Consider the following 12,277-nt stretch of genomic DNA (forward strand, 5'->3'; position numbering starts at 1 on the left):
CACGGCTTTTTAAAAGCATATGTGTTGGAAGTGATATTTTGCGTCTTTAAGAAGAGAAGGGGGAGAAAGAGAGAAGGATTAGGCTGCGCTAATCCCCACCCATATAAAGTAAAGCGTGATGACGACGTTGAAGATTGTAAAAAGAAGCGCAATACTCGCCAGTCCTTTTTTCTCATCACTCGATCGAAAAACGATAAAAGCGAACAGAATAGAAAGCGCACAACCAACGAAGACAAAGATCAGGACGTTGAGGGCAAGGGCTTCACCTGAGTTGGTTGCGATTGGATCGATCAGAAACATCGCGAGTGTTGTTAACAGGCTTATGATTAAGAAGAGATATGATTTCCAGGTCGTCATCTTTGATCGGTACATGTTGTACATGGGTAGGCTCCTTTCCAAGTTGACCGGCGTTAGTGGCATTGTAAGGAATACGTTTTAAACGATAGTTTATGTATGTAACGTAAAATGAATACGCTTTAATCTTGTTATTTATTCGATGGTAACATAATTTAATGGATCAAGACGAACTGTAAACCTAATGGGACATGGAACCTGTCCCTCTGTCCCTACCATTGTACCTAATATTTAAAAAATTCTAACAAAAAGGTTTACTCCTATATTTGAATCCTTTATAATTCCAATTAATGAATCGCTCTTGATAAAAGGCGTTAATTTTTTTGCAATATATTGAATCCGCATTCAAAATGTTCAAGAGCGGAAAACATGATATAAACCTCCAAAATTTATTATAACCTAGTCATTATTGAATGCGCATTCAAAATTGTTTACAGGAGAGTGAGTGCATGAGTGTTAATGACGTACAGAACAAACAGCTGATTCACGAGTTTTCAAAGCATCTTTACAAAGCAACTCCAGAAACCATTTCAGACATCCTCAGAACCTACTACCACGAAGACGCCGTAATGCATACGAACCATCCTTTCAACAAACTTACAGGAATAGAAGAAATCAGTGAGGTCTTTTACAAGCCATTAGTCGCAGCGTTTCCAGATTTACAAAAGCAGCCGTACATCGTCATGGCGGGTGAATATGAAGGAAACGCATGGGTGAGCACCACTGGAAACATGGTCGGCACGTTTACGAAAGAGTGGGTAGATATTCCTCCACACTTATGCGCGACGTGGATCCGATTTGGCGAATTTCACAAAGTTGAAGATGGCAAGATTGTGGAAACGCGCATGCTCGTCGATATGCTCGATGTGATGAGGCAGGCGGGATTCCGATTTATCCCGACACTAGCCCCTGAGATCACAGTGCCAGGTCCATCGACGTACGATGGGGTTTTACTTGAAAAGTCAGATGAAGAGGAGAGTCAGAAGTCACTTCAGCTCGTAGAGGATATGATCTTCAAAGGTCTTAAGAAAGCTTCCTCAGGTCTTGAAAAGCAGGGGTTAGAAGCGTTCTGGGCAGATGATTTCATGTGGTATGGACCTGCAGGAATTGGCTCAACGAAAGGAATAAGCGGCTTTAAAGAGTATCATCAAGGTCCTTTTGTAAAAGCACTGCCCGACCGCGTTGGAGGACACAATCACGCGGCACGATTCGCTGATGAGACGTATGTCGCATCAACCGGCTGGCCGAGTGTGGAAGCAACACATACAGGGGCGGGCTGGCTTGGAATTCCGGCACCGAATAAGAAAGTCTCCATGCGTGTGATGGACTGGTGGCGTAGAGAAGGGAACCTGCTTGTTGAAAACTGGGTGCTTATCGACATCGTGGAATATTTACTACAACTTGATATAGACATCTTTGATCGCTTAAGGAAAAGACAGTATCTCATCCGATAGTCACTACAATCAATCTAAGGAAGCGGTGGTACATACATGAATCCCATAGATATAGCGATCGTCGTTCTTTACATGCTCGGTCTGATCTACATGGGTTTTCGATTAAGTCGAAACATTGACTCACAGGCAGATTATTTTATTGGTGGAAGATCCGTAGCAACCTTGCCGATCGCACTATCGATCGCAGCAACCACCGTTAGTGCGAACGGTTTTATCGGTGGACCAGGGTGGGCCTACAATTCAGGCTTGATCGCGTTCATGCTGAATTTTAGTATTCCGCTCGTTCTCGCCGTTGCACTCTCGGTGTTTCTGCCCTTCTTTTATAACTTGAATGTCACATCGATCTACGAATACATTGAGTTACGTCTTGGAGGAATCAGTCGATTACTTGCGGTTATCGGGTTTGTGCTTTCGAACGTCATTCAGGTAGGCTCGTTTCTGTTCATTCCTGCGCTCATCATTCAGAAGTTCACAGGGTGGCCCCTCACAACCGTAGTGCCAATTGTTGTAACGGTATCGATTTTGTACACCCTCCTTGGGGGAATTAAAGCCGTTATCTGGACAGATGCAATTCAGATGGTTGTGCTGTGGGGAGGATTAATCGCAACGATTGGGATCATTCTCGCAAACCTTGATATTGGCTTCTTTGAAGCGATGGGGCAGGCTAAAGCCGATGGTAGGTTAGACGCACTTGATTTTTCCCTTGATCTTCAGCTTGAAAACGGTGTTTGGGTAGCGCTGATCGGTGGTTTCTTCCTCTGGCTGAAATACTACGCGACAGATCAGACGCAAACGCAGCGTATGCTAGCTGCTAAATCAGTTACGGAAGTAAAGCGTTCGATCTGCATCAGTGGGTTTGTGATGAACATTATGTTCTTCGTGTTCATGATCGTCGGTGTGCTTCTTTACATCGCCTACGACGGAAAGGAATTTGCGAACTCCAACAATGTGATGATCACGTTCATTGCGGGTCAGATTCCAGTCGGGGTATTAGGATTATTGATGGCAGGGATTTTTGCGGCAGCGATGTCCAGTATCGATTCTGTTTTAAACTCGGTTACAACGGTATTTGTAAAAGACATTTACGAGAAGTTCGTCACTAAGGGAGAAGAGGCCTCGCTTCGCGTTTCGATGATTTTCACATTTGTGTTCGGACTCTTGCTGATCGTCTTTACTCTTCTTGCATTCGGTGGAACGTCAGCTTCTATTTTAAAAGTTGTAGGAAGCTATCTTTCTTACTTCTCAGGGTCAATCTTAGCGATGTTTTTACTTGCAATGCTCACGAAAAGAGCGACCGACAAGGGCGTTGCGATTGGGTTTGTACTTGGTATTGCCCTCACGGCGTACATCGGAAAAATGGGTGTCGTCAACTGGCTGTGGAACTATCCAATCGGGTGTGCGTTAACACTTGTTATCGGCTATAGTGCAAGCCTGCTCTTTAGGAAACAGAAAGTAAACTTTGAGGAATTTACGCTTTTCGGGCAACGTGCAAAACTCCTAGCTGAAGGTGCAGATAAAGATGAGAACGGCGTATCGATTTTACCTGGAACGATGGATCGCTATTCGTATGCATTGATTGGATTTTTCGTTGTTCAAACAATCATCTTGTTCGTCATCCAGCTGTGATTCTTGCATTTGTATTTGTTTGAAAATTTAGATAACATCATAAGAAGAGACATACTAACGCAAGAGATAGGAATCGGCCTATTCCTTGTAGACGAAAGGGTTATGAAGCCATGGAAGGTAGAATTAGTGCGTACGATGTAGCAAAAAAAGCAGGCGTCTCGCAGTCCACCGTGTCGCGAGTTTTAAATAATTATCCATATATCAAAAGCGCTACAAAAGAAAAAGTCCTGACTGCCATTAACGAGCTAGGGTTTACGAGAGACGAAATCGCTCGAAGTCTTGCGAGTAAAAAGACGCGAACGATCGGACTCATCGTGGGTGATATAACGAATCCGTTTTTCTCGGAATCTGCGAAAGTCATCACAACAAAGGCACAAGAAATGGAGTACGATGTGATTCTTTGTAACACGAATCATAACGAAGAAAACTTGAATAAATACATTCAAACGCTCGTTGGAAAAAGGGTCGATGGCATCATCATCGCGTCAGCCGACAAAGATAACGAGAAGATCAAAGAGCTTTATGACAATGGGTTTCCGATCGTCCTATACAACAGTATGATGGAGCACGATCACGTGAACTACATCGCGGTGAACAACTACCGCGGGGCACAGCTCGCTGTTGAACATCTTTATCACCTTAACCATAGAGAGATCAGCTATATCGCTGGACCGTCAAAATACCTGACAACCCATTTGCGAAATGAAGGCTTTAAAGATGCGCTAAAACAATACGGTTTACCGCTTCGTGAAGAGTATATGTATACCCAGGAGTTCTCGTACGATGAAGTGTATCAGTTTACGAAAAAGTTGCTGAATAAAAAGAAGCGGCCAACATCGTTTTTCTCTGCTTCTGATCAGATGGCACTCGCGATTCTGGATGCAGCTGCAAGCGAGAACATTCAAGTTCCAGAAGAGCTATCCGTCATCGGGTTCGATGATATCGACCTTGCGAAGAATCGCTACATCGGGTTATCCACCATCACCCAGCCAAAGGAGAAGATGGCGAAGCTCACATTAGACAAGCTAATGGGTCTCATCGAAGAACGTAACGATGTAACATCTCCATTTCAGATTGTATTAGAACCAGAGCTTATTCCAAGAAAAACGACAGGTACATGTCAAACGTAGAGGAGGCGTTATATGTTAGATGATTTAAATGGTAAGAAGGTACTCGTAACGGGTGGAAGCAAGGGTATTGGAAAAGATATTGCACTAACATTTGCGAAACTAGGGTCCGTCGTCGTCGTAACAGGGAGAAATGAAAACACGCTAAAAGAGTGTGTGAACGAGCTTCGTGAGTACCAATCAAATTGTACCTACGTTGTTGCGGATGTCCAGCAACCTTCTCACGCTCGCGATATGGTCGATCAAGCCGTCGAGATGATGGATGGAATCGATGTACTTATAAACAATGCGGGTGTGAATATCGCAAAACCAGCGCTTGAAGTGACAGAGGAAGACTGGGACGCGGTGATCGATACGAATCTTAAGGGAAGCTTCTTTTGTGCACAGCGAGCTGGTCATCACATGGTACCGAACAAGAAAGGAAAGATCATCACGATCGTGTCGCAAATGGCCTTCGTCGGATATGTAAAACGTGCCGCATATTGTTCGAGTAAAGGTGGGGCCGTACAGATGACGAAAGCTCTTGCGGTTGAATGGGCGCCGCATAATGTGAAGGTCAATGCTGTCGCGCCAACGTTTATTGAAACAGAACTCACCTCAAAAATGTTTGAAGATGAAGCATTTCATCAAGATGTGATGAATCGCATTCCGCTCGGGAAACTAGCACAGCCGTCCGATGTAACAGGGGCTGTCGTGTATCTCGCATCAGACATGGCGAATTTCGTCACAGGTGAAACGCTGAAGGTGGACGGAGGTTGGACGGCGATCTAACGACAGTTTTGAATGCGGATTCAGAAAAGAAGGAAGAAAGGAGTTTGATTCATGAATGATGTGGATCACGTAACAAAAGAGAAGCCTCAAAAAGGTGTGAAAGGTATTGTTCACTTTGGTAATTCAAGTGAAGTAACGCGCGTTGGCTACTCCGATTACAATGAATTTTCTAAGAATGAAAAACGAAGTCAGAGCATGGAAGGGTTCGATAGCGACTATCGAGACTTCGTTGATTACATCCTTAAAATTACGCACCGCATTTGGGAAGAGAAAGGAATCGGGGTGATTTATGATACGTATCACAACAACGTGTCCATGCATACCGGGTCCGTGACGGTCCAGGGAATCAATGCTGTGATTTCAGGTACCCTTCAAACGCTTCATGCGTTTCCGGACAGGAAGCTGATAGGGGAGAACGTCATCTGGTCAGGGAATGATCGAGAAGGATTTCTGTCATCGCATCGCATTGCGTCGAACGCAACGAACCTCGGTGATTCATCGTTTGGTCTTGCGACAGGAAAACGCGTCTTTTTTAGAACAGTCGTGGATTGTTTTGTTCATTCCAACCGCATCGTAGAGGAATGGCTCGTTCGAGATAACTTGTCTATCGTGAAGCAGCTAGGGTATGACCCAGTTGACGTCGCGAAGAAGCTCGCTTCTCAATCTAAGAAAACGTCCTTACAGAGCTCGAGTGAAGCGATGAATGGGCAGTTTTCACCTAACGTGTATACGTCAGATGAAGAAGGATTTGAAATTGGCGATTTCATACTGAAACTCTTCAACAGCATCTATGAACGACGTCGTTTTAATGAAGTAACACAGTTTTACAGTGAAACCGCGGTTGTTCATGCAATCTGTGAGCAGGATCTAATCGGACACCAGCAGATCCAAAGTATGCTCATCAGCTTATTCGCTTCGTTTCCAACGTCGAAGGTCATCGTTGAGCGGGTTACGTGTAACGATGGTGAGCTAGAAGATGAGTGGGACGTTGCGGTGAGGTGGACGCTACAAGGACTTCATGAAGGCATTGGGTATTTCGGACAACCGAGTGGTGCCCCGGTCACGATTCAAGGGATCTCTCATCTAAAAGTACGAAATGAAGAAGTTGTAGAAGAATGGATTACGTTCGATGGGCTTGATGTTCTTCGTCAAATCTATCTCCACTCAGGGGAAGAGTGCGAAGCATAGATCTTCAACGACACTTTTTGAATGCGGATTCAAAATAAAGGAGGATAACTCATGACGACTGACTTACTCCAGAAACAGATGGCGAACGCGGCATACAAGGACTTTATGATGCCTGGAAATGTACGCTTCGGTGTAAATGCGTTCGCGTCACTCGGTGATGAACTTGAAAAGCTTGGTGTGTCTAAGGTTGCGGTAATCAGTGATAAAGGACTTGAGAAAGTAGGACTAGTGGATCGTACAGTCGAGGTTGTGCGATCAATTGGGGTAGGCACGACGACATTTACCGAAATAGCGGGTGAACCGACGTTTGATCTTCTCGCACAAGCGATCGCGCATGTAAAAGAAGAAGGGTGCGATGCGATTGTTGGCATCGGAGGCGGTAGTGCCCTTGACGTCGCAAAAGCGACTGCAGCACTTGCGGGTGAAGATGATCTTTCAGCTTATTTTAGCGGTGAGAAAACCGTGCAGCAGCGAACGATTTTTTGCGTGCTTCTGCCAACCACATCTGGTACAGGTGCAGAAGTCACGAAGAACGCGATCTTTGAAGATACAGAAAAGGAAGTAAAGCGTGGATTAGTAAGCCCGAGCTTTTTACCAGACGTGGCGATCGTGGACCCGGCGCTCACACTGTCCTGTCCTTCAAGAGTAACGGCAGCGTCTGGCGTTGATGCCTTCACACATGCGATTGAATCCTACGTCGCTGTGAATGCAACACCACTCACGAAGATGTATGCCGAAAAAGCGATGAAGCTATTCACGCCTAACATCGCAACCGCCGTTCATAACGGGAAAAACCTTGAAGGACGAATTGGCATGAGCTGGGTGAGTATGCTTGCGGGCGTTTCGCTTGCGAATGCTGGTGTTGGAGCTGTTCATGCACTCGCATATCCACTCGGTGGGAAGTATCACATCGAACATGGCGTCGCGAATGCGCTACTCATGCCGTTCGTATTCGAAGTCACGGGAGAAACGTGCATGGACGAAATGGTCGATGTAGCGTCCTTTTTACAACTCGGTGACTATTCTAAGAACCCTCATGATGCGCTACAAGCTGTCGTGTCTTACTTGTACCGATTACTAGGTAAGCTCAACCTTCCAACCTCGCTTTCTGAGCTTGGTATTTCAAAGGACGACTTACCTAACCTCGCGCATCATGCATCAAAGATTGACCGCCTTCTCTCAAATACGCCCTACAACTTGAGCGAAGAGGCGATTCTATCAATCTATGTGAACGCGTACGAAGGAGTGAGTAACCGTGATTAATACCTATTCTGTTCAGCAGGCTTACGTTGATGGTAAGTGGATCGACTGTGAAGAAACGGTTGAGCTTCAATCTCCATATTCCGGACGGGAAATAGCAACCGTTCCTCAAGCGAACCGTGAAGAGGTCCTTAAAGCAATCGATAGTGCGGAACGAGGAGCGAAGAGAATGAAGAAGCTCACGTCCCTTGAACGCGCTGAGATTCTTGAAAAGGTATCCGTTTTATTCAAGGAACGTTCTGAAGAAGCCGCGCGCATCCTCGCGAGTGAGGCGGCTAAACCTTTGAAAGCAGCAAGAGCAGAAGTCGAGCGAACGGTTGAAACGTATAAATTTGCGGCTGAAGAAGCGAAGCGCATCAGTGGTGAAACGATTCCGATGGATGCGGCGAAAAGCGGGAAGGGGCGCGTTGCGTTTACGATCCGTGAACCGCTTGGGGTCATCGCTGCGATCACACCGTTCAACTTTCCGTTTAACCTTGTTGCACATAAGCTAGGTCCTGCGATTGCGGCTGGGAACGCGGTTGTGTTAAAACCTGCAAACCAGACGCCACTCAGCGCACTTTTTACCGCAAAGCTATTTGAAGAAGCGGGTCTCCCAGTTGGAGCACTTAACGTTGTGCCAGGAAAAGGGAGCGTGATTGGAGACGTCCTCGTGACAGATCACCGCATCAAGATGGTAACGTTCACCGGAAGCTATGAAGTCGGATTATCGCTAAAAGAAAAAGCTGGGTTGAAGAAAGTCACACTTGAACTTGGATCGAACTCCGCTGTCATCGTTGAGAGCACTGATGACTTAGACGACGTTGTGAAGCGATGTGTTCAAGGAGCCTTCGCGTACGCCGGTCAGGTGTGTATCTCCATTCAAAGGATTTATGCGAACGAAGCGTTGTACGAGACGTTCCTTGAGAAATTCATCGCTCATGCGGATTCTCTTCTTATCGGTGATCCGTTGGATGAAGCAACAGATGTATCAGCACTCATTTCTGAACGTGAAGCAGAGCGCATCTCTTCCTGGTTGGAAGAAGCAGAATCAAAAGGCGCACAAATTGCGCTTGGCGGAAAACGAAATGGCGGCATCATGGAACCAACCGTTATTGTGAATGGTTCTGAGAAATTATCAGTGAGCTGTAAGGAAGCATTCGCACCGATCGTGAACATCACGCCTTACGAGTCGTTCGATGACGCAATCGCGCTCGTCAATGATTCAGAGTATGGTCTTCAAGCAGGTGTCATCACAACGTCTATCCAGCAAGCCTTCCAGGCAGCGCAGGATATTGAAGTAGGTGGCGTCATGGTGAACGATATTCCAACGTTCCGCGTCGATCAAATGCCGTACGGTGGTGTGAAAAACAGCGGTAGCGGAAGAGAAGGTATCAAGTATTCAGTTGAAGAGATGACGGAACTAAAGCTTGTCTCGTTTAAACTATAAAACTCTCAAACTTGAAAGGATGATTTTACAATGCAAACGCAGCAACCAAAGGTGAAGAAGGTCGTATCGAATGAAGACATGGAGAACAATTGGATCGTACGGTTTGATGAACTAAAATCAAAAGCGATTCCACTGATGTTCATCGATAGCATTATCCCTGGACACAACCGTTTGAACTATGCGCTCATCGGCGATACGGCGAGTGAAAACGATAAGTATGAGCCTGAAATCACAGAACCACACGGCTTTCAAATCGGAATGGTCAAAGCTCCTCCTGGTAATGGACCAGCGTTTCACTCTCACGACTACATCGAAGCGTTCATGCCGCTGAACGGAAAGTGGCGCTTCTACTGGGGAAATAGTGAAGACGAAATCGAAGGTGAAACGATCATCGACGAATGGGACCTCATTTCACTCCCTCCAGGCTTATGGCGTGGGTTTGAAAACGTAAGCGATGAAGACGCGTGGTGCTTAGGAATCCTGGAACAGCACGAAGTCTTCGATGGGAAAGACCCATATTGGTCACCGCAGGTAATCAAAAACGCAGCGAAGCATGGCTTCAACGCTGATGAAAAAGGAAAGATGATCAAGCCAAATCACTATGAAGAGCTTGAAAAACAGATGGCAGAAAAGCTTCGAGCAGGTGAGAAATAAAACGATGGAACATCTTGTTCTTTTACCAGGAACGCTTTGCGATGAACGACTTTTTGCTCATCAGAAGGAGCACCTTACCGATGTAACGGCAAGCATCTCAATCCCTGATCTAACCAAGCATGAAACAATTACGGGCCTAGCGGAATCTGTACTAAAGGAAGCCCCAGAACAATTCGCACTGGCAGGTCTCTCGCTAGGCGGCATCGTTGCGATGGAGATGATTCGAATTGCACCAGAGCGGATCACAAAACTTGCACTGCTCGATTCGAATCCATATGCACCAACGGAAGCTCAACTAGCGTCATGGAAAAAGCTGATCACAAGAGTAGAGGGTGGAGCGTTTAGGGAGATCGTACAGGATTTACTCCCTAACCTCATCCATCCTCAAGCTCTCACTAACCGTGATATAACCAATACCATCATTCAGATGGCAGAGGACATCGGCTCAGAGGCTTATATTCGTCAGCTGAAAGCAGTTGGAACGAGAACGGATGCGAGAGAGCGGCTAAAGAGCGTTACGTGTCCAACGCTTCTGCTTGTTGGTGAAGATGATGCCATATGCCCACCTGACTTTCATAAGGAAATGCATGAACTCATTCCACACTCATCACTCGTCGCAATCGAAAACTGTGGTCACTTGAGCAGCTTGGAAGCCCCTGAAGAAGTAACTCGTGCGATGAGAGACTGGCTGAAAAACGAAACAAAAGGAGGGACGGTATGATCAATCCGGTCAAAGAAAAGCTAAAGCGTGGTGAACGTGTTATAGGATGTTTTATCGGGATGTACGCTCCGAACATCGTCGAAATGATCGGATACAGTGAGTATGACTTTGTCGTGATTGACGACGAACACGGCGCGTTCAGCACTCCCGAGCTCGAAAACATGATTCGAACAGCGGAATCAGTTAATCTCGTCCCGATCGTCCGAGTCTCCTACGACCCATCTAGCATACAAAAAGCACTGGATCGTGGCGCTCTCGGCATACAGGTTCCGATGGTTAATACAATAGAAGACGCCGAGCGAGCTGTCGAAATGGCAAAGTTCCCACCACTTGGTAAAAGAGGTGCAGCTTACTCCCACCGCGCAGCACGTTTTGGGATGGATAAAGGAAAAGCGTTTCTCGACCAATCCGACGATAGCATTCTCGTAATCCCTCATATTGAAACAAAGGAAGCTGCAGAAAACTTCAAGGAGATTATGGATGTAGAAGGAATCGACCTTGCATTCCTCGGGACGACGGATCTTTCAGTAAATATGAATTATAAAGAAGAAGGACCAAAGCATTCGGAAGTGCAGAAGGTTGTGGATGGGTTGTATCAAGTTGCTAAAGAGAACAATTACAGAATTGGAACGGTTGCTGGAGATGCTGAAGGTGCACAGAAGGCATTTGATGAAGGTGCTGATTATGTAGGCATTATTGGGGTTTCTGTGATGGTGAGAGCGTTTAAGGATGTGAAGGAGGCGTCTATTAGGAAGTTGGAAGAGAAGGTGTAGGATATAGAGTGTTTGTGCCCCGTTCCATTTAGATGGAGCGGGGTTTTTGTTGTTTTTTTATTTGGCTTAATGTTATTGCATTTCGTAGACTATGTTCAAGCTAAACCGGGTGGTGACAGGCACTAATTGAATAGTCCGCAAGAATATAGCAGATAGTACCTATAGATATTATTCAATCTATCCGAAGAGTGGACGGTTCAATATAGAAGGGTGTTTTACGATGAGTATGTCAGAATTATTACTTCGATTAGCGGTTACATTTGTTGTGCTATTTGCGCTGGCGAGAATAGCCGGCAGGAAAGAAATCAGTCAGATGACGTTCTTTAATTGGGTGTCATCCGTAGCCATTGGATCTCTAGCTGCGGATATCGTGGTCAATAAGGAACTAAGTTTATTCCAAGGGGTAATTGTGCTTGTGGCATGGCTTGCGATCCCGATACTGATTGGGTTTATTGATATTAAATTTAAAGGGGCACGTAAGGTGACGACGGGGGAGCCAATCATCGTCATTAGAGATGGCAAGATCATGGAACATTCTCTTCGCAAAACCCGATTGGATATCGATACGCTCCGAACGCTTTTAAGAGAAAAAAATGTCTTCCAATTATCAGAGGTTGATCTTGCTATATTTGAGACGAATGGAAAGCTGTCAGTTATGAAAACTGATCCTCATCAGTTCATAACGAGGAATGATATGAATCTTTCCAGTAAACCAATACAGTTTCCTATTGCGACGGAGATTATCTCGGATGGTGTTGTTAACTTTAAAAACTTATTGCTGTTGAATCTGGATGAGAAGTGGTTGACTGAACAAATGGAGAGAGAGGGAGTTGCTTCACCTTCCGAAGTTTTTTATGCAGAGGTGCAGCAAGATGGGAAGGTCCATGTGAATATGAAAGATGATTTTATTTAAAGCTTTT

Annotated in this window: 12 protein-coding genes; 11 read left to right on the plus strand and 1 reads right to left on the minus strand. The window is 45.5% G+C overall.

From position 1 onward, the window contains the following. Nucleotides 1-78 precede the first annotated feature (78 nt). Nucleotides 79-381, minus strand: coding sequence for a hypothetical protein (locus ACXAHI_RS14670; protein ID WP_474849048.1), 303 nt, complete (start codon nt 379-381; stop codon nt 79-81). Between the two features lie 422 nt (nt 382-803). Here ACXAHI_RS14670 and ACXAHI_RS14675 point away from each other — a divergent pair, with 422 nt between their 5' ends. The 11 genes from ACXAHI_RS14675 (at nt 804) to ACXAHI_RS14725 (ending at nt 12,270) form a co-directional block, all read left to right on the plus strand. Continuing rightward, nucleotides 804-1,808 carry an ester cyclase gene (locus ACXAHI_RS14675; RefSeq protein ID WP_474849050.1) on the plus strand — a complete coding sequence of 335 codons (1,005 nt, stop codon included), beginning with the start codon at nt 804-806 and terminating at the stop codon, nt 1,806-1,808. Between the two features lie 36 nt (nt 1,809-1,844). Further along, nucleotides 1,845-3,434, plus strand: coding sequence for a sodium:solute symporter family transporter (locus ACXAHI_RS14680; protein ID WP_474849052.1), 1,590 nt, complete (start codon nt 1,845-1,847; stop codon nt 3,432-3,434). A gap of 110 nt (nt 3,435-3,544) precedes the next feature. Further along, nucleotides 3,545-4,564 (plus strand): LacI family DNA-binding transcriptional regulator, encoded by a 1,020-nt coding sequence (locus ACXAHI_RS14685; protein ID WP_474849054.1) that lies wholly within the window; start codon nt 3,545-3,547, stop codon nt 4,562-4,564. Nucleotides 4,565-4,576: 12 nt separating this feature from the next. Then, nucleotides 4,577-5,332 carry an SDR family NAD(P)-dependent oxidoreductase gene (locus tag ACXAHI_RS14690; RefSeq protein WP_474849056.1) on the plus strand — a complete coding sequence of 252 codons (756 nt, stop codon included), beginning with the start codon at nt 4,577-4,579 and terminating at the stop codon, nt 5,330-5,332. A 51-nt stretch (nt 5,333-5,383) separates the two neighbouring features. Continuing rightward, nucleotides 5,384-6,520, plus strand: coding sequence for an ester cyclase (locus tag ACXAHI_RS14695; RefSeq protein WP_474849058.1), 1,137 nt, complete (start codon nt 5,384-5,386; stop codon nt 6,518-6,520). Between the two features lie 51 nt (nt 6,521-6,571). Beyond that, nucleotides 6,572-7,783 carry an iron-containing alcohol dehydrogenase gene (locus tag ACXAHI_RS14700; RefSeq protein WP_474849060.1) on the plus strand — a complete coding sequence of 404 codons (1,212 nt, stop codon included), beginning with the start codon at nt 6,572-6,574 and terminating at the stop codon, nt 7,781-7,783. Beyond that, entirely contained in the window at nt 7,776-9,209 is a 1,434-nt protein-coding gene (locus ACXAHI_RS14705) for an aldehyde dehydrogenase family protein (protein ID WP_474849062.1), read from the plus strand. The genes ACXAHI_RS14700 and ACXAHI_RS14705 overlap by 8 nt, the downstream gene beginning before the upstream one ends. Nucleotides 9,210-9,239: 30 nt before the next feature. After that, the gene (locus ACXAHI_RS14710; RefSeq protein WP_474849064.1) at nt 9,240-9,863 is read left to right on the plus strand and encodes a cupin domain-containing protein; all 624 of its coding nucleotides are present in this window, start codon (nt 9,240-9,242) and stop codon (nt 9,861-9,863) included. 4 nt (nt 9,864-9,867) lie between these two features. Continuing rightward, the gene (locus ACXAHI_RS14715; RefSeq protein WP_474849066.1) at nt 9,868-10,584 is read left to right on the plus strand and encodes an alpha/beta fold hydrolase; all 717 of its coding nucleotides are present in this window, start codon (nt 9,868-9,870) and stop codon (nt 10,582-10,584) included. Then, entirely contained in the window at nt 10,581-11,357 is a 777-nt protein-coding gene (locus tag ACXAHI_RS14720; protein ID WP_474849068.1) for an HpcH/HpaI aldolase family protein, read from the plus strand. Before ACXAHI_RS14715 ends, ACXAHI_RS14720 begins: the two co-directional genes overlap by 4 nt. A 220-nt stretch (nt 11,358-11,577) precedes the next feature. Next, nucleotides 11,578-12,270 carry a DUF421 domain-containing protein gene (locus tag ACXAHI_RS14725; protein ID WP_474849070.1) on the plus strand — a complete coding sequence of 231 codons (693 nt, stop codon included), beginning with the start codon at nt 11,578-11,580 and terminating at the stop codon, nt 12,268-12,270. Nucleotides 12,271-12,277: the final 7 nt, after the last annotated feature.

The sequence above is a fragment of the Anaerobacillus sp. ABD4_527 genome (assembly GCF_056160805.1).